The organism is Rhodococcus sp. PAMC28707, assembly GCF_004795915.1.
GTDB lineage: Bacteria > Actinomycetota > Actinomycetes > Mycobacteriales > Mycobacteriaceae > Rhodococcoides.
The window spans coordinates 1,020,526-1,043,039 of sequence record NZ_CP039253.1; the positions used below are offsets into that span (position 1 = coordinate 1,020,526).

The window sequence follows — 22,514 nt, forward strand, 5'->3', positions numbered from 1 at the left end:
GGAGTGCGGGGCCGTTCTCGTCGGTACTAGTCGCTGTTGAAGTAGCTCAGCAGACGCAAGATTTCGACGTAGAGCCAGACCAAGGTGATGGTCAGTCCGAGAGCTACGCCCCAGGCTGCCTTCTCAGGAGCCTGCGCGCGGATCAACTGGTCGGCCTGATCGAAATCGAGCAGGAAGCTGAAGGCCGCAATACCGATGCAGACGAGGCTGAAGATGATGGCAACAGTGCCACCGTCGCGCAGACCCAGTCCGCCTGCGGTGAAGAAGCTTGCCACCAGGTTGCCCAACGCCAGCACTACGACGCCGATGAGAGCGCCGACGATCATCCGCGTCAATCGCGGGGTGACCCGGATAGCGCCGGTCTTGTAGACCACCAGCATGCCGAAGAAGACGCCGAACGTCCCGAGGACCGCCTGGGCGATGAGGGTGCTACCGCCCACACCCCCGAATTCGATACTCGTGAACATGAAGGACAACGCACCAAGGAAGAAACCCTCGGCTACCGCGTAGGCCAGCACGATGGCCTTGTTGTCCATTTTGCGGCCGAACGTCGCGAACAACACGAGGCCGAGACCGACGAGTCCGCCACCGATGACGAACGGTGCGGCCAGGTCGGTGTTGCTGTCGACGAGCAGGTACGAGATGATCGCGGTGATCGACAGCACACCGAGCGTGATGCCCGTCTTGGTGACGACATCGTCGATCGTCATCGCCCGTGTGGTGGGACCCGTCCGATACGGCTCAGGCTGCGTACCCTGCTGCCCGAACTGCTGTGTGGCCTGCGAGGCACCAGCCGTCGCAGTGCCGAAAGTGGCGTATCCGCCGCCCTCCTGCTTGGGCAGGTTGCGGAACACCGGGTTGCTGGAGGTGCGCACCGTGTCTCTTTCCCTTCGTCGTATCGAGCAGACCGCGAGGAAGTCCCCGGGCACTTATATGAAGAACGTTCCACATCCGGACAAAAGTTCCCAGTCGGACCCGATACGTTCGGACAATTCGGACTTTACCGGCCCGCACGGTGGGTCGCTCACACAAGCAGAAAATTCAGCCGTGCAGTATGGAGTGCATGAGCATCGAAGACGGACCCGGACAGACCCTCGATCAGAGCGAAAGCTTGGACTCGGACGAACTGCGCAACGACGACGGCGACACGGTCGTGGACGCACCGGACCACTGGAGTGAGGCAGACAAGTTCGGGACCACCGCCGAAGAAGCTCTCGAGGGTGAGAGCTTGGAGGAGAAGCTGAGCGAAGAAGAACCGGACATCGCGCTGGAATCCGAGGCACGTTCGGTTGCCGAGACTCCCGACGCAGAGTTGACCGAGGAACTGGTCGACCATGTGATCCTCGAATCCGACGAGGATCCCGATATCGACTACGCGGACGGTCAGCGACAGGCCGAGATCGTCGAAGGAACCTTGATCGAGGATCGCGGGCGTAATCGCGGTCAGATCGACGGGACCCCCGAAGACGGCGGCCCCGTCACCTAGCCGGTCAGGCGACGGTCGACCGAGTGACAGTGAACTTCTTGTTCTTACCCCTCACTTCGGTCGGCCCGACAGCCTTCGCGAGCGCAGCCCGATAGTTCAAGTGCCAGTTGTATACGGTCCACAACTCACCGCCGGGCCGCAGAACCCGACCGGCTGCGGCGAAGAGCTTCTCGGCCCCACCGGTGTGCACCGCCGCGCCCTCGTGAAAGGGCGGGTTGCATACGATGAGGTCCACCGAATCGTCTTCCAGCGTTGCCATGGCGTCGTCCCGAAGGACCTCCACGGCAAGACCGTTCGCCTCGGCCGTCGCGCGGGCGGAATCGACGGCCGCCGTCGAGCGATCGGTGGCCAGCACGCGAACTCCCTCGCGCTCACGCGCGAGCATGCACGCGACAATTCCTGTGCCACAACCGAGATCGACGACAACTTGCGCATCACGCTTCATTTTTCTCTCGTGCTCGAGCAGGAAACGTGTTCCGATGTCGAGCGTGGACCCAGCGAACACAGCACCGTGGGCAACCACCGTCAGGCCGATATCTTCCAACGTCTGCGTGACCGGGTACGTACGCAACGCCGAACGGATCGGTGTCGCCGCGGACAACACCCGCGACTTCTGCCTGCCCCGCCCCGCGCTGAACGTCTCGAAATTCTTGCGCAGGATGTCGTTCATCGCCGGGAACATGTGCTTGTCGCGACCACCGGCAAGGACCAGCACGTCGTTCGGCGCGTATGCAGCGATGACTTCGATCACCTCGGTCAGCTCGGCGATACTGCGGGGCAGTTGCAACAGGACGACATCAGCAGCCTGCAGGAGGTCCCCACCCAGCGAGAAGTTGCCGTACACCTCCGACAGTCCTACCGCTGCGGCATTACGTGCCAAGGCTGCCTCGCTGGTCGAGGAGTCCTGATGTACTCGAATTCCGGTGGCGCCGAACTGCACAGCGGCGCCGAGAGTCAGAGCGCCGTAGCGGTCACCGACAACCGCAATCTGCACGCCGGGGCCCACCTGCAGCGCAGCAGGTACCGAGTCGAGCAACAGGCGATCTGTGGGATCTACGGCAAAGAGGTTGGGTGCTTCGGTGTCGGGAAATCGCCGTAGGCCGGCGAGGACGGATTCCAATTCGTGCATCCGACCAGTGTTTCACCCCCGGAATGCATATCCAAACACGTTGAACGTCAATAATTTCGACATGTCATCAGCGCGCCCGAATGGCATTTTCGGCGGATCGGGAGCATGCTCGTCGAATGGAACAACCGAAAAAGATCGAAGCGCTGTTCAGCCACGTGGAAGACGCGTCGGATGATGCACCTGCCGAAAACAAGAAGCCTGCTGTCTACACCACGCTGTTCAGCGGCGAGACCCCGTCAGGACAAATAGCGTAGATAGTCCAAGGCCTTGTCAGCGTGGACATGTGAGCGTTCGCTCCTGACCACCAGCCTGACCACCTGATTCGTGTCGATCACAAATGTTGTCCGCTTGACCGACAGCAACTGACGGATCATCGAAAATCGCGTTGAGTTCATCGAAGAGCGCGCCGAGTGTGACCTTCCCCGACCGATGTCCTTCCTTCGTCTCAGCCTTGCGAGTGGCCCTCCGCGACGCACCCCGAATTGCTCCGCCACCGCGCCGTCGGTATCGGCGAGCATCGGATAGTCGAACGAGCGTTGCAGCGCAAAGTGTGACTGCTTACCGGTGGTGTCGGTGCTGATTCCGACTCGCTGAGCGCTGAACGACTCGAATGCACCACCGAGGTCTCTGAAATGACATGCTTCTGCGGTACATACGGGACTGGTCGCAGCAGGGTAGAAAAAAAGCACCACCGGGCCGTCTACCAGCAGTTTACTCAAGCTCCGGACGTTGCCCAGATGGTCTGGGAGTCGAAAATCCGGCGCGATATCGCCAGTACGCATGTCAACGAGGCTACGTGACCTCCCGGCGGACCGGTCGAGAAGCAGTACGAAATTCAATTCGAGGGTGGTTGAAACTGCACTTCAAGCTCCGACGAGCAACGTCGATCGGAGTCTGAGGAGGTCGTCTCCGTCGATTCCGATCGCGTCGAGATATCCATCGAACGATCCGTGTACTTGCTCGACGGCCTCCAGCCCGTGCCTGTAGTACCGCTCTGTCACCCCGAGAAGAGCATCGGACAATTCGATCGGTGCACTGCCTTCGCGAGCTGCCACTCTCGCCTGCATGTGAGCACGTAAGGAATCGACAGCGGCATTGCTGCGTAGATAGTCGGCGAGGATGTGCGCGTCTTCCACACCGGCAGCGCGCAGCACCGTCGCAATAGTCCAACCGGCCCGATCCTTGCCTGCGGCGCAATGCACCAGCACCGGTCCTTCGCCGGTTCCCAGCGCCGTGACCACCCTCCGTATGGCAATCCGCGCGCCCTCGAGCGACGCATAGGAGGTATAGGCACGCATCATGTAGTCGAGTTGGGCATCCTCGCTCGCAGTGATTCTCGACTCATGTGGGGCTCTTTCGCCCTTGTGGTTGTCGTAGGGAACGTTGTGGACACGAACGCTGTCTGGAACGCGGTCGGTTCCGCTTCTCTCGATCTCCGTCTCACCCCGCAGGTCGAAGACCTGCTTCACGTCGAGCCGGGTCAGCTCTTCGTGTCCACGAGCGTCGAGCCGAGTCAGTTCCGATGATCGGTAGAGCAATCCGCGACGCACCTCGAGGCCATCTGCTGTCCGTGCCCCTCCGACGTCCCGAAAGTTCCATGCGCCCGACAGCTGAAACTGATCGTTCGTACTCGCTTCTCGCATTCCACGACCCTAACCAATACCTCGGACCGGTCACATTCGGTCAGTCCGGGCGTGGAACTCGGTCGGGCGGTAGCGTCAGCAGGTATGGCATCGAACTCCGAGGTCCGGACCTACGACGTAATCATCATCGGGGGCGGTATCGGCGGCGGATCGATCGGCTGTGAACTCGCGTCGGACCGTACGGTGTGTCTACTCGAACAGGAGTCGACGCTCGCATTCCATACCACTGGACGTTCGGCCGCATTGTTCCTCGAAACCTACGGCAACAAGACGATTCGAGCGTTGACGAGCGCGAGCAGAGCTTTCCTCCTCGAGCCGCCGATGCATTTCGAAAGTGAACTGCTTTCTCCTCGTCCGTTACTGCAGTTCGCTGCACGCGGGCGCGGTGCGGCCCTCGAGTCCATGTTCGAACAAGTCCGATCGCTGACACCGAACGCGCAACTCGTTTCTTCTCGTGACGCCCACGATCTGTTCCCACCGCTACGGGCTGATCACGTCGATCTCGCACTTCACGAGCCTGGTTCGATGGAGATCGACGTGCATGCCCTGCACCAGGGTTTCGTCCGCGGCCTGCGCAAGCGCGGTGGCCATGTCGAGACCGACAGCGGCGTCGTGAACCTGCAACGCCGCGAAGGGATCTGGCACGTGACTTCGCGCGACGGGACAGTGCGTCGGGCCGAGATCGTCGTGAATGCTGCTGGAGCCTGGGCAGATTCGGTCGCCACCCTTGCCGGAGCGCAGCCATCGGGACTACGGCCACTACGTCGAACGATCTTCATGATCGGTGCCCCGGAGGAGATGGATACGAACGCGCTCCCCACGCTCAGCGACATCGACGAATCCTTCTATCTCAAGCCCGAGGGTGCTCAGCTGCTCTGCTCGCCCGCCGACGAAACACCGGTGGAACCCGGCGATGCACGGCCGGACGAACTCGAAATCGCCCGCGCCCTCGACGCCATACACGAGACCACGACTCTGACCGCCCGCCACGTGCGATCGTCCTGGGCTGGTCTTCGCAGCTTCGTCGCGGATCGGACGCCGGTAGTCGGATTCGACCCGCAGGTCGACGGTTTCTTCTGGTGTGCGGGTCAAGGCGGTTACGGCATCCAGACGTCTTCGGCACTTTCTCGTGTCGGAGCTGCACTGATCAGAGGAACGGATCTGCCGTCCGACGTCGTCGATCGCGGTCTGGCCGCCGCTGATCTCGCCCCTGGTCGCGACTTCGCTGCCATACCAGATGCCTGAGCGCCCCTTTCGGCGCGCACGTCGTGGACTCCGCATATCGTGGACTGCATGACCGATCTGGACAGAACGGATGCCCGTTTGTTGCTCGCTTTGTGCGATCGCCCACGGGCCACAGGCGTAGAACTCGCGGGAGATCTAGGAATCTCGCGGAACACCGTGCAAGCTCGGTTGACCCGCTGGGACGAGAAGGACGCCCTCACCTCCATCGATCATCGGGTGCGTCCGAGAAGTCTCGGGTACGCACTGCAGGCTTTCGTGACCACCCGCGTCGACCAGCACAAACTCGCCGAGGTCACTGATCATCTCCGCACCATCGAGGAGGTACTCGAGGTATTCGGTCTGTCGGGCGCGTCGGACATGCACATTCGAATAGCCGCGGTCGATGCCGATGATCTGTACCGAGTCGCCGGACTGATATTGAAGATTCCGGGAGTGGAACGCACCAACATGTCCATCGCCATGAGCGAACTGATTCCGTATCGGACCCGGCCTCTACTGAATCGCGCCGCCGCCACGCCGCGCAGCTGACCACTTCTTCCTATTCTTCAGTCCCCCAACCGAAGTGGCCCAATATCACCGAACACATCTCCCGGGCCAGGGTTTGTTTTCGCTGTTCCACCGCCGAGATGATGCACCACTCCCCACATCGCATTGAGTGCAGTCTGGATCGCACCTTCGGCCCACCCCGCGGTCCACGAAATGTCGTCTCCGGCCAAGAAGATCCCACGATGCCGCTCGTCGAAATCGTCTTGCAGGAAATGCGAGAACAATCGCTCCTGATATCGATAGTGGCCGGGCAGGTTCGCTTTGAAGGCTCCCATGAAGTCCCGCTCGGTCTCCCACGACAAAGTGACGGGATCGCCGATGATGTGACCTCGGAAGTCCACGCCCGGATAGATGCCCTCCAGCGAACGAAGCATGATGTTCATCCGCTCGACCGGGTCCAGCGCCAGCAACTTCAGGGAATCGTCCGACCAGGTGTACGAGAGGCAGATCAGTCCCGGATTACCCTCCCCCTGATCGAGCAGATACGTCCCCCGACTCATCCGATCCGTCAGCGTCATACTGACGATGTCGCGGCCGGTGAGCGGGTCCTTGTCCTTCCAGAACGGGCGGTCCACGAGCACGAACACCTTGGTCGAGCCCATGTAATGCGTCCGCTCGACAGCCGTCCAATGGTCGATGGGAAGCAGATCGTCGTCACATTCGATGTTACTGAGCAACATCCACGACTGGGCAGTCACCACTGTCGCTGGGAAGGTGCGGGCTCCCCCTTCACTGTCGTGCACCACCGTTCCACCGGCGACGCGTCGTAGCTCGGTGACGCGCGGACTCGGCGTCCCTTCGTTCAGCGACGCGACCGTGGTGCCCACCGGCCAGTGCGCCGAGTGTGGTGCGGGCGCCGCGCTTGTCCACAGTCGTTGGGGTAATTGTTGAGCGCCACCGATGATGCCGCGATGGTGGTCGTCCGCTGCGGTCACCACGACCCGAAGGATTTCCAGGATGGAGTTGGGGTAGTCGGTGTCCCATCCGCCGGTGCCGAAACCGACCTGCCCGAACAGTTCTCGCAGACGAAATGATCCGAAGTGCTCGGACTCGGCCAGAAACCCATAGAATGTCTGATCGTCCAACCGCACTACGATCTCGTTCCACAGCCGCTTGATCTCGTGTGTGTCCCGCGCTCGGATCGCCCGCTGGAGGGGAATCAGTTCGGCATACTGCTCCAGAGTGCGCTGCCAGGCTCGGGCAACCTCGCCGAACACCGAGGGCAGGTCTTCGAGACTGCGCGCGTAGTAGCTGACACCCTTGAGGTCGATCACGGTGCTCGGGGTGACCTCGGCAAGCGGATTGGGGAACGGCTCGGTGTGCAGACCCATTGCATCCAGATAGTGGAACAGCGCAGTCGACGAAGGAGGAAATCGCATCGCGCCCATCTCGGCCACCACTCCATGGTGGTCGTCGAACTTCACCGACCGCATGCGACCGCCGATCTGATCCGACTCGTAGACAATCGGTTTCAGGCCGATTCTCATCAGCTCGTACGCGGTGACCATGCCCGCGAGGCCGCCGCCGATCACTGCTACCTCGGTTCCATATGCCGATTCAGGCACCGAGCCGAGTCCGTTCGGGTGAGCCAGATAATCGTCGTATGCAAACGGAAAGTCCGGACCGAACATGGTCAGCGGTAACTCGTGTTCGTCCTCGACGGTGCTGTCCGGGCTGACGGGGGTGGTCATCTGCCACTCATCCCATCCTGGGGGTAAAGATCGTGTCTTCGGTCGCCCAGGTGGGTATTGATCTCCCTCGACGTGGCACGTACACCGGGATCGATATCGACCGTGAGAAGCGCCTCCCCGCGGCCGGCACGGCCGAGTTCGGATCCGTCGGGCGCTATGGCACAGGTGAGACCGCAGTACTGCAGATCGCCCTCGATTCCGCACCGATTCACGTAAGTGACGAACAGCTGACTTTCATAGGCCCGAGTAGGCACGACGTGTGTGGCAACCATGTCGAACGGGTGCATCAGCCCAGTAGGGACGATCAACCATTCGGTTCCTGCATCGGCGTGCGCACGAACGGCTTCGGGGAATTCCACGTCGTAACAGGTCAGAAGTCCGCAGGTCAGCCCGCCGAAGTGAAACTGCACGACCAGTTCGTCGCCTGGAACGAAGTGCCCACGATCGAGCTCACCGAACAGATGCGTCTTGCGATATCGAGACACGATGGCCCCGTCGCTACCCACTACCTGTACCGAATCGTAGATTCCTTCCTCGCTTCGTTCCGGAAACCCGTACACCACAACGAGACCGGAGCTTCGGGCAATCTCGACGACGGCGTCGAAGATCGGCCCGTCTGCCGCCTCTGCACGTTCTTCTACGAGACGTCCGACGTCGTAGCCAGTCGTCGACATCTCGGGAGTGACGAGCATCGACGCTCCTGCGTCCGCAGCGGCAATCGCCGCGCGCGATATGGCAGCGAGGTTGGCCTCTACGTCGCCTGCCAGTTCGGGGCCTTGAAACAGCGACACTCGTACCTCGGTAGTCATCGGCTGGTCCTTTCCGCAGGTTTCGCGTCCGGCGGGCAGGCGCGCTTGTTCGATAATCGTGCGCCAACGAGGCACGGCCGGGCAACATAGCGCTATCGACAAATATTCGACCAACGACGCTGGACGTAACTGAAGAACTATCAGAAAGCGCTTCCTATGAGCAGCGAAACGCCACCGATCGGACCGGTCGATGCGAGAGAGGTCCCGCGGTTCGCCGAGCCGACGACTTTCGCGCGACTACCGCGGCTCGACGAAGTCTCTCGAGCCGACGTCACAATTCTCGGGGTTCCGTTCGATTCGGGCGTCAGCTATCGACCGGGGGCGCGCTTCGGGCCCGGTCACATTCGCGCTGCCTCGAAATTGCTTCGGCCGTACAACCCAGCCTTGAAAGTCTCACCGTTCGCCGAACAACAGGTCGCCGATTTCGGGGATATCGGCATCAACCCGTTCGATATCACCGAGGCACTGAATTCGGTGGAGTCGGCGGTGACCGATCTACGCGCCGACGGCTCTTCGGTGCTGACTCTCGGCGGCGATCACACGATCGCTCTCCCGATCCTGCGTTCGCTCGCGCGCGACCACGGAATGGTTGCCGTGCTCCATTTCGATGCTCACCTCGATACGTGGGACACCTACTTCGGCGCCCCGTACACCCACGGCACTCCGTTTCGCCGCGCGAGCGAGGAGGGGCTCATCGACCTCGAACGCTCCCAGCACATCGGCATCCGCGGACCGCTCTACGCCGAGCAAGACCTCGAAGACGACCGTGTTCTCGGATTCCAGGTGATCCGGTCGGATGACTACGAGGTCGACGGGGTCGCGAGCATCGTCGAGCGGATGCGGCAGCGACTCGACGGCGGTCCGGTGTACGTCTCGGTGGACATCGACGTTCTCGATCCGGCTCATGCACCGGGAACTGGTACCCCGGAGGCCGGGGGCATGACCTCGCGAGAACTATTGAACACGTTGCGTGGACTCGTAGGACTGAACGTGGTGGGTGCAGACATCGTGGAGGTCGCCCCTGCCTACGACCACGCCGAGATCACCGGTATAGCCGCAGCACACGTCGCCTACGAACTGTTGTCCGTTCTGGCACTGAATCGATAGTGCCACCCCAGGCGCATACGATGAGACCGATGCCCACCCGATCGGACGCACCTGACCCGGACGGCAAGTACCAGCAGGTTGCCGACCTCGCCGCAGCCGACGCGGGTGGCTTGTCCACCGAACTTCTCGGAAATTTCCTCGAGGTACTCACCGACGCCGTCGCTGTTGGACGTCCATTGACACGTCGACAGCTGCGCACATTGCGGGTTCATGGTGATACTGCCGCCAAGGAAGGCGTCGCACTACGGGCGTTGCTCGACCTGTACTTGTCCTCGGCCTGGCGCCTGTGGCGCGAGCTCCCCGCAGTGGTGGACGCCGCCGGGAACCCCAGCGCCGTCGTGACCGCCGGTGAAGTGATGTTGCATGCCGTCGACGATGCGGTGGCAGAGCTTGCGGAGGCGTATCAGCTCGCTCGTAGAGCGTTGGTGCGTGCCGAGGTGTCCGCTCGACGCGAGTTCGTCGACGATCTGCTCTCGGGCAGCGCCGATATCTCAGGAGTGCTGGGTCGCGCGGAGTCGTTCGGACTGGACTTGACCGGACCACACGCTGTCGTGGTCGTAGAGGCGATGTCCCCGTTCACCGACGATGCTTCGATGATCACCGACGTCGAGCGCGCGATCGCCGGGAGCAAAGGTGACACCGAGACCTTGGTCGCCAGCAAGGAAGGCCGTCTCGTCGTCGTGTTCGCGGCGCCCGACCATCATGCGGTGAAACTGGTGACCGAACGTGTCCGAAGCACGGTCGGCCAAGTTCACGGCACCGATGGGTGGACTCAACGTTTGGGAGTGGGACGTCCTGGTCAGAGCGCTGCCGGGGTGGCGTCCTCCTACCGCGAGGCACTCGACGCGCTCGACCTGGCGGGCAAACTCGGGCTCGACACACCGGTGTTGGATGCGCGAGACCTGCTGGTGTATCGAGTGTTGCTCGATGACCGACCCGCGATCACCGATCTCGTCGAGACGGTACTGACACCCCTGCTGGCTGCGCGCGGCGGCGCCGTACCACTTCTGCGCACGTTGTTCGCCTACTTCGAATCCGGGGGTAACTCCGCGATGACGGCGAGGTCGATGCACCTCTCGGTTCGTGCGGTCACTTACCGACTAGCTCGTGTTGCCGAGCTGACCGGCCACGATGTGAACCACCCGAGCGAGAGATTCGCACTGCAGACAGCGGTATTCGGAGCGAAGTTATTGGATTGGCCGACCAGCACCGCCTCACAGTCTTAGTTGCCGGATTGCGGCAATAAGAACTGGACAAACATGTCCGCGATCGCACGGTGCATGCCGCTTTCATGACAGGCACACTTGAGTAGTCGCGGTAAACAGAGTTGCCGCAGAGGAAATCGAAGCGACAAGGAGCCCATTCCATGGCATCCCTGACCCAGAAGCTATCTCAATTCACCAGTAAGGACTACCGCCGATGAACGTTCCCCTCTGGGCATGGGCGGCGTTTGCCGCGGTCGTGCTCACCCTGCTCGCAATCGATTTGCTTGCGCATCGCGGTGCACACGTCATCGGCTTCAAGGAAGCTGCATGGTGGAGTGCATTGTGGGTCGGTGTCGCACTCGTCTTCGGCGGAGTCGTCTTCGCCACTCTCGGTACGACGGCAGGCGTGGAATACACAACGGCCTGGCTCCTCGAGAAAAGCTTGTCCGTGGACAACCTCTTCGTATTCGCATTGATCTTCGGCTACTTCAAAGTTCCGAAGGAATACCAGCACCGCGTTCTGTTCTTCGGCGTGATCGGCGCATTGGTATTCCGCGGCATCTTCCTCGCCGCAGGTGTAGCAATCGTCAGCAAGTTCACCGTCGTTTTGTTCGTCTTCGCAGCCATCCTGCTCTACAGCGCGTGGAAGCTGATGAAGGAAGAGGACGATTCGTATGATCCGAGCACTTCGCTTGCGGTTCGCCTGTTGCGCAAGGTCATCCCGGTTCAAGACGAGTACTCAGGGACGAAGTTCTTCGTCAAGGAGGCAGGAAAGCGCATTGCCACTCCGTTGTTGGCCGTCGTGGTTGCCATCGAAGCTGCCGACCTCGTTTTTGCCGTAGACAGCGTCCCTGCAGTTCTTGCCGTCAGCGACGATCCGTTCATCATCTACTCGTCGAATGCGTTCGCGATTCTCGGACTGCGCGCGTTGTACTTCCTGCTCTCCGGCCTTTTGGACAAGTTCCACTACCTGTCCAAGGGCTTGGCGATCATCCTCGGTTTCATCGGGGTCAAGTTGATCTTGCAGGCCAGCCACAAGGTCATCAGCACCTCGATCCCCGAGATTCCATCGCTGGTCAGCCTCGCCGTCATCATCGCGGTGTTGGCAGGCTCGATCATCCTCAGCTTCGTGCGCCCGGCAAAGGAGGAGCCTTCCGACATGGCTTCCGGCGAGAAGTAACACGGGCAAGGCAAAGGGGGTATCCGACCGGTCCGGTCGGATACCCCCTTGTTTTCGGATCCACCTTCTCGGAGCTGTGTTTCACTCCGGTTCGTCCTGGGTAGTTGTTCGTCATGACCACATCGAACTCATACACAGTTCCCGGCATGAGCACCGACGAGGGAGCGCGCGTCGCGGCATTGCTTCAGGATCGACTGAATGCGTACAACGACCTGCACCTGACCCTCAAGCACATTCACTGGAATGTCGTGGGTCCCAACTTCATCTCCGTCCACGAGATGCTCGATCCGCAGGTGGAAACCGTACGCGGATTCGCCGATGACGTCGCCGAGCGCATTGCGACACTGGGATCCTCGGCGAAGGGCACCCCGGGCACCATCGTCGAGCAGCGCTCATGGGACGACTACTCGATCGGGCGGGCCACAGCCATCGAACACCTCGGCGCACTCGACCTCGTGTACACCGGTGTCATCACCGACACGCGCAAGGCAATCGAAGAGATCGGCAAGGTAGATCCAGTCACCGAGGACCTGCTGATCGGGCAAAGCGGTCAACTCGAACTCTTCCACTGGTTTGTTCGCGCGCACCTGGAGAACTCCGGTGGACAGCTTTCCACAAGCGGCGCATCGAGCGAGAAGCAAGCTGCCGCAGACGCGGGCTGAGTGAATTCATTTTGAATCACCGATCGAGTTTGAGACGGAATAATCCGGGGTAACATCAGTTGCCCGACGCTCCACTGAGGAGCGTCGTGTCTTTCGTCCAGCCAGTGGCGAACCGCTTGCGCGGGCATCTTTCATGTGTCATAACAATGACACCCAGAAGGCTATGTCGTCGTGGGCCCGAGCGGTGTCGGCTTGAATTCGACTTTGTGAGAAGTTCGAAAGATCTACCGCCACTGTAGATCCAAGAGACATCAGGGTAAGTTCTCAGGTGGTTGGCGATCAACGCAATCATCTGATGCCGCACGCAGAATCCAATTCGAAAGAAGGAACAACAGTGATCGTCCTGGGAATCATCCTCGCGCTCATCGGCTTTTTCACGTCGATCAGCATCCTCACCACGATCGGCATCATCCTGATCGTCGTCGGTGCCGTCCTCACCATTCTCGGTGCAACCGGGCGCGCTATCGGCGGCCGCAAAACCTGGTATTGATCGCCAGGTAGTGCCCTTGCACTCAGACGAGGCCCCGTGCACCAGCGCGGGGCCTCGTTCGTTTTCACAAAGCTCTTCGAGTCCGCGTCAGCGAACCAACCCTCGACTACGACGTATCTGCTCGGCCTGGCGCAACACCGGCGCATCGACCATCTGCCCTTCGAAGCGAAATACTCCGCGCTCATCGGCAGCAACCGCAACCACCCGGTCAGCCCAATCGATCTCTGCCTGAGTAGGCGCAAAGGCCTCTCGAATTATCGGTAACTGCGACGGATGAATAGCAACCTTCCCGTCGAATCCGACGGCCACGGCATCCTCCGACTCGGCCGTCAAGGTAGCGATGTCACCGATATCGAGCACCACCGAATCGAGGGCGAACACACCACGCGCTTTGGCTGCAAGCAATGTCGTCGACCGAACATGCTGTGCCACATCGCGGTACGTACCGTCAGGGAATCGGCTCGACCTACCGCCCAGTGCTGCGATCAGGTCCTCGGCACCCCACATCACCCCGATCGAATTACCTGCGCCGAGGCTGTGGAACACAGCGACGGCACCGAGCGGTGATTCGACGAGTGCAATCACCTCGTACGGCGCGGCCGCATCGATCTGAGCAGAACTTTCACATTTGGGCAGCATTACCCTGCGATACGACGTCTGGGCGAGTGCTGCCATATCAAGGTCGAAATCGGCAGTGCCGTGCGCGTTGACTCGGACGACGGTGAACCCCGGGTCGAGAGGGGTGGACAGCAACGATTGCCTGGCTTTCGGCTTGTCGCCGGCAGCTACAGCGTCCTCCAGATCGAGAATTACGACGTCGGCCCTCTGCGCAGCCTTTTCGTAACGTTCCGGTCGATCCGCCGGACAGAACAACCATCCAGGCCCCGGCGGCACCCACGTCACGACGCGTCCTCCGCGGGCCGGAGCCGGACTAGAGTCTTGCGGACCGCCGTCGCCACGACGTCGCCGTGTTGGTTGCGTCCGGTGTGAGCGAAGGTGACGATGCCCTCTCCGGGGCGAGATTTCGATTCGCGCTTGTCGACGATGAGCGTCTCCGCATACAGCGTGTCCCCGTGAAACATCGGCTTCGGGAACGTCACCTCGGAAAAACCGAGGTTGGCCACGATCGTGCCCTGCGTCAGCTGCGCTACCGACAGGCCGACGACTGTCGAGAGAGTGAACATCGAGTTGACCAGTCGTGCGCCGAACGCTGTGCCCTCGCTGAAGGCGGCGTCGAGATGCAACGCCTGGGTATTCATCGTCTGCGCGGTGAAGAAGGTGTTGTCGGCCTCGGTGACCGTTCGGCCGGGCCGGTGTTCGTAGACGGTGCCGAGCTCCATCTCCTCGAACCACAGCCCGCGCTGACGGACGCGCTTGTCCGTAGTCATAGTCCGAGCCCCCGTGCGATCAGCATCAGCTGCACTTCGGTGGTCCCTTCACCGATCTCGAGAATCTTACTGTCACGATAGTGCCGGGCAACAGTGTATTCGTTCATGAACCCGTATCCCCCGTGAATCTGCGTAGCGTCGCGCGCATTGTCCATTGCTGCTTCTGAGGCAATCAATTTCGCGATCGAGGCCTGCTTCTTGAAAGGCTTTCCCGACAACATCAGCGCCGCCGCGTCGTAATACGCTGTACGGGCTGTGTGTGCTCGCACTTCCATCCGAGCAATCTTGAAGGCGATGGCCTGATTTCGTCCGATCGGTCCACCGAAAGCTTCTCGTTCCTTGGAGTACTTGACACTTTCGTCCACACACCCTTGCGCAACGCCTACCGACAGGGCGGCGATGGCGATGCGTCCCTCGTCGAGAATGTGCAGAAAGTTGGCGTATCCGCGGCCCTGTTGGCCCAATAGATTTTCGTACGGAACCCGGACGTCGTTGAAGGACAACGGATGTGTGTCGGATGCGTTCCAGCCGACTTTGTCGTACGCCTTCTCGGCCACGAACCCTGGCGTAGACGTCGGAACCAGGATCGATGAGATCTGCTTCCGTCCGGTCACCTCGTCGGCCCCGGTCACTGCGGTGACGGTGACCAGTTCGGTGATGTCGGTGCCCGAGTTGGTGATGAACTGTTTGCTGCCGTTGATGATCCATTCGCCGCCGACGAGTTTCGCGGTGGTACGTGTCCCCCCTGCGTCGCTGCCTGCCCCGGGTTCGGTCAACCCGAAGGCCGCGAGCGAGCTTCCGCTCGTCAATTTGGGCAACCACTCCTGCTTCTGCTCGTCGTTACCGAAGCGGTAGACCGGCATCGCGCCGAGGGAGACTCCAGCCTCGAGCGTGATGGCAACACTTTGATCCACCTTCCCCAGCTCTTCGAGGGCAAGACAGAGCGCAAAGTAGTCGCCCCCCATTCCGCCGTATTCCTCCGGGAACGGCAGGCCGAACAAGCCCATCTCGGCCATGCCGGCAACGACCTCGTACGGAAACGAGTGCTCGGCATCGTGTTTGGCCGATACCGGCGCCACCACCGACGTGGCGAAGTCGGCGACACTCGCGATCAGCTGCTGATACTCGTCGGGAAGGTTTCCGGTAGCAAGGTGATCGGTCATGACTTTCCTTCTTCCACTTCGGTTCTCGGGGTCACGCGGGCGAGAAGTTGATCGACACGAACCTGCTCCCCAACTACGACAAGAAGTTCCACCGTTCCACCGATCGGTGTTGTCATTGCATGTTCCATTTTCATTGCCTCGACGACGACGATCACCGAGCCTGCCTCCACGGTGTCACCGCTCGATACACCTACGGCAATGACGGTTCCCGGCATCGGACTGGTCATGTCGGCATCTCCGGAGTGGCTGTCTTCACCACGGACACTGGTCTCTTCGACGGATGTGATGGCCCACGTACCGGCCGGTGATGACACCCAGACAGTCGCGTCGTCGTCGGCAAGCCGAAAGCGTGATCGCACTCCGCCGCGCAGCATGGCCACGTCGCCGTCCTCGGCAGGAGCGAACGACATCGGCTGCGATTCACCGTCGTCGACCGCGACCCATGCCTCCGACAAGGTGCCGCTCACATGCACATGCACGGTCCGCGTCCCCGATGACAGTCGATAGGTTACTGGCTGGGCTCGGCCACCGATTCGCCAACCGCTCGGGACCGACCATGGTTGGGCAGGGTTCGACGACGTCCACAGTGACGACCACAGATGGACGCCCGCAACCATGAGAATCTCGTCCGGAGCAGGCTCTGCCTCGTAGTCCTCCAACCTGCGATCGAGCAATCCGGTATCGAGCCTTCCCTCGACGACATCGCTGTCCGCCAACAGGAAGCGAAGGAATGCGATATTGGTGACAATCCCCAAAGCGGCGGTGTCGGCAAGCGAGCGATCGAGGGTAGCGAGCGCCGAAGCTCGATCAGGACCGTGCGCGATCACCTTGGCCAACATCGGGTCGTAGTCACTGCCGACGACGGACCCGACGGACAGGCCCGAGTCGACGCGAACTGCTGGAGTGGGTGAGGGTTCCCGAAGCGAGAGGACTGTCCCTCCGGTGGGCAGGAATCCTCGACCGGGATCCTCGGCGTAGACGCGGGCTTCGATCGCATGACCGGTCAGTGTCACCTCGTCCTGCCGAATCGCAAGCGGTTCACCGCGTGCGATTCGAACCTGCCATTCGACCAGATCCAGCCCGGTGACCATTTCCGTCACCGGATGCTCGACTTGAAGTCTGGTATTCATCTCCATGAAGAAGAATTCTTCGGGGCGATCCGCCGAGACGATGAACTCCACGGTGCCCGCGCCCGTGTAGTCGACGCTGCGGGCGGTGTCGCACGCCGCCTTCCCTATGCGTTCTCGTGTTGCCTCGTCCAGAAGCGGCGAAGGCGCTTCCTCCACGACCTTCTGGTGCCTGCGCTGCAGACTGCACTCGCGCTCACCGAGGTGCACGACGTGTCCGAACTGATCGGCGAGTATCTGCACTTCGATGTGCCGAGGCCGCAGAACGAACCGTTCGAGGAACAGTGTGTCGTCACCGAACGAGGAGGCCGCTTCGCGTCGTGCACTCGCCAACGCATCGGCAAGCGCTCCTGCCTCCTCGACCAGTCGCATGCCCTTGCCGCCTCCGCCTGCCGACGGCTTGACCAGGATCGGATAGCCGATGTCCTGGGCGGCATCGAGGAGGTCCGCGTCGGAGAGTCCTGGGCGAGCGATACCGGGCACTACCGGGACACCGAACTCCGCCACTGCATTCTTGGCCGTGATCTTGTCACCCATCACCTCGATTGCTGCAACGGGTGGGCCCAGGAATGCCAGTCCGGCAGCCTCGCAGGCCGCAGCGAATTCGGCGTTCTCCGAGAGAAATCCGTAGCCCGGATGGACGCCCTGTGCTCCGGTGCGGTGCGCGGCTTCGACGACCTTGTCGATCGCGAGGTAGCTCTCACGTGCGGGGGCTGGGCCGAGGCGAACCGCGGTGTCGGCTTCACGGACATGACGTGCATCCACGTCGGCGTCACTGAACACCGCAACGGATCGAATACCCATACGCCGCAACGTTCGAATGACGCGAACCGCAATCTCGCCACGATTGGCTACCAGCACTGTGTCGATCTGTCTCGTCATCACAACTCACATCCGAAAAACGCCGTAGGAGACCGGCTCGAGCGGCGCGTGAGCACTCACCGACAGAGCAAGTCCGAGAACAGTTCTGGTGTCCGCAGGGTCGATGATTCCGTCGTCCCACAATCGCGCGGTCGAGTAGTAAGGGTTGCCCTGCGATTCGTATTGCTCGCGAATCGGCGCTTTGAACGTTTCCTGCTCTTCGCCCGACCATGGCTTGCCGGCCGCATCGAGTTGTTCACTGCGGACCGTGGACAGTACCGAGGCTGCCTGTTCACCGCCCATGACGGAGATGCGAGCGTTCGGCCACATCCACAGGAAGCGCGGCGAATAGGCGCGGCCACACATCGAATAGTTGCCCGCGCCGTAGGAACCGCCGATGACGACGGTGAACTTCGGGACCCGAGCGCACGCGACCGCGGTCACCATTTTGGCGCCGTGTTTGGCGATGCCGCCTGCTTCGTAGTCCCTGCCGACCATGAAGCCGGCGATGTTCTGCAGGAACACGAGTGGAATGCTGCGTTTGTCGCACAGTTCGATGAAGTGCGCGCCCTTCATCGCCGATTCTGCGAACAGCACGCCGTTGTTGGCGACGATGCCGACCGGATGTCCGTGCAGATGCGCGAACCCGGTGACGAGAGTCTTGCCGTACTCGGACTTGAACTCGTCGAACTCCCCGCCGTCGACGATGCGGATGATGACCTCGCGAACGTCGTACGGAATGCGCGAGTCGATCGGCACTACGTCGTAGAGGTCTTGCTGATCGACGGTGGCATCGCGATCCTGCAGTATCGGCCACTGCGCCGCAGGGATCGGTCCGAGTGTGGCGACGATTCGACGGACTCGGCGCAGCGCGTCCCGGTCGTCGTCGGCAAGGTAGTCGGTCACCCCGGATACCTTCGAATGTAGGTCACCGCCCCCGAGTTCCTCGGCGGTGACAACCTCACCTGTCGCTGCCTTGACCAGAGGCGGTCCCCCGAGGAAAATCGTGCCCTGGTCTCTGACGATGATCGCTTCGTCGCTCATCGCGGGAACGTAGGCGCCGCCTGCTGTGCACGAGCCCATTACAGCCGCGATCTGCGCAATCCCTGCCGCGCTCATCGTCGCTTGATTGAAGAAGATCCGCCCGAAGTGCTCGCGGTCGGGAAACACCTCATCCTGCCGCGGAAGGAACGCACCGCCTGAATCGACGAGGTAGATGCAGGGCAGTCGATTCTGCGCAGCGATTTCCTGTGCGCGCAGATGCTTCTTCACTGTGAGCGGATAGTAGGTGCCGCCCTTGACGGTCGCATCGTTGGCGACGATGACGCACTCGCGGCCGGACACTCTGCCGATTCCCGCGATCATTCCGGCGCCGGGGCACTCGTCGTCGTAGATTCCGTCGGCTGCCAGCGCGGCGATCTCGAGAAAGGGGCTGCCGGGATCGAGCAACTCGTTCACACGATCGCGCGGTAGTAGCTTGCCTCTGGCAATGTGCCGGGCGCGTGACTTCACGCTGCCTCCGAGTGCAGCGCGGTCGAGCTTCTCGCCCAGTTCCGCGACGAGCCTCATATGTTCGAGCCTGTTGGCCTCGATATCGATAGCCATAGTGGTGCCACTTCCTGACCGAAACTTCGGTTAATCATCAGTAACTGAAATCAATAGTAAACTTTCATTAACCGAGTTGTCCAGTATCGAACCGAGGTCGGGGATTTCACCATGAGCACAGTGTCGCCGCCTGCCGAGTCGAAACCGACCATCCGCGAGCAACGTAAGGCCGCGCGACGCCTCGAGCTCCTCGATGCCGCGGCCGAACTGTTCGCCGAGCGCGGCTACGCAGCCGTACGGCTCGAGGATCTCGGCGCCGCAGTCGGGATCAGTGGACCTGCGGTGTATCGCCACTTCCCCAACAAGGAAGCAGTTCTCGTCGAGCTACTGGTGGACATTTCCGACTACCTACTGACCGGTGGCCGACGGGTCGTGCGGAACGCCGCGAACGCCTCCGGGACAATCTCCGAACTTGTCGACTTCCACCTCGATTTCGCGCTGAGTAAGCCGGCGCTGATTCGAATTCAGGACCGCGATCTGGCGAATCTGCCGACGTCCGCACGACGCAATGTCCGGCGCAAGCAGCGCGAGTACGTCGAAGTCTGGGTCCTCGCACTCCGCGGATACGACCCGAAACTGCACGAAGACGATGCCCGCACCAAAGCGCACGCCGTGTTCGGCTTGTTGAATTCGACCCCGCACAGCATCGGACGAAGCATGTCCAGCCGATCGCGAGAAGTGCTCAAAGAGATGGCCGACGCTGCGCTCATGGCATAGCGGGTCCGCGACCATCCGGGACGCGTGCCGCGGATACGCTCAGGATCAGCGGACAGAGTTACGCAGGCACCTAGAGCGCCTGCACCAATGCCGGCAATCCGACTGCCGCAGTGGTTCGCCAGCGGTGATCGGCGATATCGGATATTTCTGTCTCCACGGGGTTGATCTCGACCACAGTTGCCCCGCAGCCGCGTGCCATTGCCGGCAACCCGGCGAACGGGAAGACTGCGCCGGACGTCCCGACGACCAACACGAGATCAGCGCCTTCGACGGCGTTCACCGCTGACGTCCATTCGGACTCCGGCAGCGGTTCGCCGAACCACACTGCGCCCGGACGCATGGGTCCCCCGCACTCCGGACACGGCGGCGGTGGAACTCGATCCGACTGCTCATCCCTCGGTTCCTCTGCAGGCTCGGAGTGAACCCCGCATTCGGAACAGCGTGGATCGAACAAACTACCGTGCACGTGCGATATGACCTTCGAGCCTGCGCGCTCGTGTAAATCGTCGACGTTCTGGGTAGCGATGTCGAGATGCGACCGCTGTTGCCACGCGGTCAGTGCGATATGACCGGCATTCGGCTGCGCCCGGCGAACCAGCTCTGTGCGCCACTGGTACCAACCCCACACCAGATCGCTGTCGCGCGCCCAACCCTCCGGGCTCGCCAGAGCAGCGGGTTCGAAGTTGGACCACAGTCCCGTCTGCGCATCACGGAAGGTCGGTATCCCGGATTCGGCCGACATACCAGCACCCGTCAGCACCGTCACCCGCGATGCACTACGCGCGAGTGTGACTATGGCGCTTGGCAGCTCGGCGTTGTTCATGGTTGCTAGTGTGCCATGGCATACCGCCGGGGATCTGGATGGTCTCGGCAGGGGGCTCGGTGCCTGCTGATGCGCGTGCCCATTGGCGAAACCCGGTGAACGAGGAGATCGAACTCGACCGAGGATGACCGCCAATTCGAACGGTGATAGCCCTGTGTGACAACACATTACGACTTTCGATTCCAGCGCCACGTTACCCGTTCGTTACTTTTGTGATTAATCTGTTACCCAATGGGTTGCAGGACGGCGACTTCCTTGCTTCATGCTTACCTCAGCACGATCTGCAACGAGGAGTGGGCATGAACTACGCAACGCTCGACGAAGATTCTCAACGCATGACCCTGATCCCTCAGGTGCATCATCGCCTTGTCCTCGGTTCCACCTTCGGAGCGATCGTGGCCGCCGCGATCGCATTGTCGGTGGGCGGACACGCCGTCACACTGATGATAGGTGCTCTCGTACTCGGCATCGTCGGTCTCCTCGCCGCCACCCTCTGATCTCCCCCGGCCCCCGCGAGCGACACATCATGACACTTCACTACTCCCCCATCTGCAGACTCGACGACGACGCCATCGGCGGTGTGAAGATCGATCTGGACGAGCGCAACGACGGAACGGACGAGTTCGGCGATGCTCTGCACAGCGTATCGAGCGCGGCACTCGACAGCACCGGATGGATGACGCCGTTGCTGATCGGCAGCGGAGTAGCGTCGGGCACTTGCGGGGCGTTCGTCGTGCGCGAGAGTTCGATGGTCGACAACCCGGCGAAGACCTTGCTCGCGGTCGAGAAGGCCAGAGCACGAAACAGCATAATTGCAGTCGACGACGTCGGCGGACAGTTCGCATCCTTCGGCATACTTTCTCTGATCGAACCCGACATCATCGTTCTGGCACCCGCGATGAGCGCTTCCGATCCCGACCCGTATGTGGCCAGGGCCACGCATGTTCTCGCGGTCCAAGCCGAACGGACCGGCGCAGTCATAGTCGCCAGCGGGGTCGATTCCGAAGCGCATCGCGTCAGAGCACTCGAATTGGGCGCAACCTTCGGAATCGGTCTGCTGTATCCACCCATGTCCTCACCCAAGTCACTGTCGGAGAGCGCGTCTCGTGTAGTCCTCGCGTCGCGCACCTGGAGTACCCCCGATGCCGACTCGACGTCGCCGTTCGCCATCGCATCTGCCGGTCGTGTTGCGACCCGAAGCCGCAAGAACCTGCTCGTGGAAATGAGCACACACATCGAATGGCAGGCATCGGTGGCCGGTCCGGAGACCTTGGTGCTCGGAACTTTTCAACACGATCGACATTTCCGAGGCAGCACGAAGGCTCGCTGGCAGGCGATGGCCGAACACAGTGCGTACACCGGCGTGTGCGGCGTCGGGATGGCCGATACGTCCGATACCCACATCCACCGAGCACCCCTCGATCCGGCCGACGGTATGACCGAGGAATGGAATGTCGTGGTTCTGGGGGCTCACTTCTGCTGCGTATTGTCCGCGCGAGAGATGAACTCTGGAGACTTGGGACTGGATCGGGAGTTCGACTACGTCATCTCGCACGATCGCTGCACGGTGGTTCGCTGCGCCAAGGCCATTCTGCATAGATTCGACGGTCCAGCTGGGGCTTGCGAGCCGCACTGAA

24 protein-coding genes are annotated in these 22,514 nt (G+C 61.4%); 12 read left to right on the plus strand and 12 right to left on the minus strand.

Annotated features, from left to right (window positions below; all coding sequences use genetic code 11):
- Positions 1-26: 26 nt before the first annotated feature.
- Positions 27-875, minus strand: a complete 849-nt coding sequence (locus E5720_RS04475) for a Bax inhibitor-1/YccA family protein (RefSeq protein ID WP_136169631.1) — start codon at positions 873-875, stop codon at positions 27-29.
- 188 nt (positions 876-1,063) lie between these two features.
- Here E5720_RS04475 and E5720_RS04480 point away from each other — a divergent pair, with 188 nt between their 5' ends.
- Positions 1,064-1,486 carry a hypothetical protein gene (locus E5720_RS04480; RefSeq protein ID WP_186628957.1) on the plus strand — a complete coding sequence of 141 codons (423 nt, stop codon included), beginning with the start codon at positions 1,064-1,066 and terminating at the stop codon, positions 1,484-1,486.
- A gap of 4 nt (positions 1,487-1,490) precedes the next feature.
- Here the strand turns inward: E5720_RS04480 and E5720_RS04485 are convergent, their stop codons facing one another.
- The gene (locus tag E5720_RS04485) at positions 1,491-2,615 is read right to left on the minus strand and encodes a class I SAM-dependent methyltransferase (protein WP_136169633.1); all 1,125 of its coding nucleotides are present in this window, start codon (positions 2,613-2,615) and stop codon (positions 1,491-1,493) included.
- A 116-nt stretch (positions 2,616-2,731) separates the two neighbouring features.
- Here E5720_RS04485 and E5720_RS21575 point away from each other — a divergent pair, with 116 nt between their 5' ends.
- On the plus strand, positions 2,732-2,869 hold the full coding sequence (locus E5720_RS21575; RefSeq protein ID WP_168708277.1) for a hypothetical protein: 138 nt from the start codon (positions 2,732-2,734) through the stop codon (positions 2,867-2,869).
- Here E5720_RS21575 and E5720_RS04490 read toward each other — a convergent pair.
- Together E5720_RS04490 and E5720_RS04495 are read right to left on the minus strand one after the other, a co-directional pair.
- Positions 2,852-3,397: a peroxiredoxin gene (locus tag E5720_RS04490; RefSeq protein ID WP_136169634.1), complete on the minus strand. Its 546-nt coding sequence runs from the start codon at positions 3,395-3,397 to the stop codon at positions 2,852-2,854. The genes E5720_RS21575 and E5720_RS04490 overlap by 18 nt on opposite strands.
- Positions 3,398-3,478: 81 nt before the next feature.
- A complete protein-coding gene (locus tag E5720_RS04495) occupies positions 3,479-4,258 on the minus strand; it encodes a tyrosine-protein phosphatase (RefSeq protein ID WP_136169635.1) in 780 nt (259 codons plus the stop codon).
- A gap of 84 nt (positions 4,259-4,342) precedes the next feature.
- Between E5720_RS04495 and E5720_RS04500 the strand changes: the two genes are divergently transcribed.
- Both E5720_RS04500 and E5720_RS04505 read left to right on the plus strand, forming a co-directional pair.
- Positions 4,343-5,503: an FAD-binding oxidoreductase gene (locus tag E5720_RS04500; protein WP_136169636.1), complete on the plus strand. Its 1,161-nt coding sequence runs from the start codon at positions 4,343-4,345 to the stop codon at positions 5,501-5,503.
- A gap of 48 nt (positions 5,504-5,551) precedes the next feature.
- Entirely contained in the window at positions 5,552-6,031 is a 480-nt protein-coding gene (locus E5720_RS04505; protein ID WP_136169637.1) for an Lrp/AsnC family transcriptional regulator, read from the plus strand.
- A gap of 17 nt (positions 6,032-6,048) precedes the next feature.
- Here E5720_RS04505 and E5720_RS04510 read toward each other — a convergent pair whose 3' ends face one another.
- Positions 6,049-7,740: an NAD(P)/FAD-dependent oxidoreductase gene (locus E5720_RS04510; RefSeq protein WP_136169638.1), complete on the minus strand. Its 1,692-nt coding sequence runs from the start codon at positions 7,738-7,740 to the stop codon at positions 6,049-6,051.
- The gene (locus E5720_RS04515) at positions 7,737-8,549 is read right to left on the minus strand and encodes a carbon-nitrogen hydrolase family protein (protein ID WP_136169639.1); all 813 of its coding nucleotides are present in this window, start codon (positions 8,547-8,549) and stop codon (positions 7,737-7,739) included. Before E5720_RS04515 ends, E5720_RS04510 begins: the two co-directional genes overlap by 4 nt.
- Before the next feature lie 156 nt (positions 8,550-8,705).
- Here E5720_RS04515 and speB point away from each other — a divergent pair, with 156 nt between their 5' ends.
- The 5 genes from speB (at position 8,706) to E5720_RS21580 (ending at position 13,193) form a co-directional block, all read left to right on the plus strand.
- Positions 8,706-9,656, plus strand: coding sequence for an agmatinase (gene speB / locus E5720_RS04520; RefSeq protein ID WP_136169640.1), 951 nt, complete (start codon positions 8,706-8,708; stop codon positions 9,654-9,656).
- A 29-nt stretch (positions 9,657-9,685) separates the two neighbouring features.
- Positions 9,686-10,882: a helix-turn-helix domain-containing protein gene (locus E5720_RS04525; protein WP_136169641.1), complete on the plus strand. Its 1,197-nt coding sequence runs from the start codon at positions 9,686-9,688 to the stop codon at positions 10,880-10,882.
- A 193-nt stretch (positions 10,883-11,075) separates the two neighbouring features.
- Positions 11,076-12,041, plus strand: coding sequence for a TerC family protein (locus tag E5720_RS04530; protein WP_136169642.1), 966 nt, complete (start codon positions 11,076-11,078; stop codon positions 12,039-12,041).
- Between the two features lie 113 nt (positions 12,042-12,154).
- On the plus strand, positions 12,155-12,703 hold the full coding sequence (locus E5720_RS04535) for a DNA starvation/stationary phase protection protein (RefSeq protein WP_136169643.1): 549 nt from the start codon (positions 12,155-12,157) through the stop codon (positions 12,701-12,703).
- A 334-nt stretch (positions 12,704-13,037) separates the two neighbouring features.
- Positions 13,038-13,193, plus strand: coding sequence for a DUF6131 family protein (locus tag E5720_RS21580; RefSeq protein WP_168708278.1), 156 nt, complete (start codon positions 13,038-13,040; stop codon positions 13,191-13,193).
- An 87-nt stretch (positions 13,194-13,280) separates the two neighbouring features.
- Here E5720_RS21580 and E5720_RS04540 read toward each other — a convergent pair whose 3' ends face one another.
- From E5720_RS04540 to E5720_RS04560, 5 genes are read right to left on the minus strand one after another with little or no spacing between them, the layout of a single operon-like run.
- The gene (locus tag E5720_RS04540) at positions 13,281-14,096 is read right to left on the minus strand and encodes a CoA ester lyase (protein WP_136169644.1); all 816 of its coding nucleotides are present in this window, start codon (positions 14,094-14,096) and stop codon (positions 13,281-13,283) included.
- Complete coding sequence (locus E5720_RS04545) at positions 14,093-14,581, minus strand: MaoC family dehydratase (RefSeq protein ID WP_088944926.1); 489 nt, start codon at positions 14,579-14,581, stop codon at positions 14,093-14,095. Before E5720_RS04545 ends, E5720_RS04540 begins: the two co-directional genes overlap by 4 nt.
- The gene (locus E5720_RS04550) at positions 14,578-15,744 is read right to left on the minus strand and encodes an acyl-CoA dehydrogenase family protein (protein WP_136169645.1); all 1,167 of its coding nucleotides are present in this window, start codon (positions 15,742-15,744) and stop codon (positions 14,578-14,580) included. Before E5720_RS04550 ends, E5720_RS04545 begins: the two co-directional genes overlap by 4 nt.
- Positions 15,741-17,753: a biotin carboxylase N-terminal domain-containing protein gene (locus E5720_RS04555; protein WP_136169646.1), complete on the minus strand. Its 2,013-nt coding sequence runs from the start codon at positions 17,751-17,753 to the stop codon at positions 15,741-15,743. The genes E5720_RS04550 and E5720_RS04555 overlap by 4 nt, the downstream gene beginning before the upstream one ends.
- Before the next feature lie 6 nt (positions 17,754-17,759).
- Positions 17,760-19,337: a carboxyl transferase domain-containing protein gene (locus E5720_RS04560; protein ID WP_136169647.1), complete on the minus strand. Its 1,578-nt coding sequence runs from the start codon at positions 19,335-19,337 to the stop codon at positions 17,760-17,762.
- Positions 19,338-19,448: 111 nt separating this feature from the next.
- On the opposite strand from E5720_RS04560, the gene E5720_RS04565 reads away from it, so the two are divergent.
- The gene (locus E5720_RS04565) at positions 19,449-20,054 is read left to right on the plus strand and encodes a TetR/AcrR family transcriptional regulator (RefSeq protein ID WP_136169648.1); all 606 of its coding nucleotides are present in this window, start codon (positions 19,449-19,451) and stop codon (positions 20,052-20,054) included.
- 70 nt (positions 20,055-20,124) lie between these two features.
- On the opposite strand, the gene E5720_RS04570 is transcribed toward E5720_RS04565, so the two are convergent.
- Complete coding sequence (locus tag E5720_RS04570) at positions 20,125-20,877, minus strand: NAD-dependent deacylase (protein WP_136169649.1); 753 nt, start codon at positions 20,875-20,877, stop codon at positions 20,125-20,127.
- 299 nt (positions 20,878-21,176) lie between these two features.
- Here E5720_RS04570 and E5720_RS21585 point away from each other — a divergent pair, with 299 nt between their 5' ends.
- Positions 21,177-21,374 carry a hypothetical protein gene (locus E5720_RS21585; protein WP_168708279.1) on the plus strand — a complete coding sequence of 66 codons (198 nt, stop codon included), beginning with the start codon at positions 21,177-21,179 and terminating at the stop codon, positions 21,372-21,374.
- 29 nt (positions 21,375-21,403) lie between these two features.
- Positions 21,404-22,513 (plus strand): DICT sensory domain-containing protein, encoded by a 1,110-nt coding sequence (locus tag E5720_RS04575; protein WP_168708280.1) that lies wholly within the window; start codon positions 21,404-21,406, stop codon positions 22,511-22,513.
- Position 22,514: the final 1 nt, after the last annotated feature.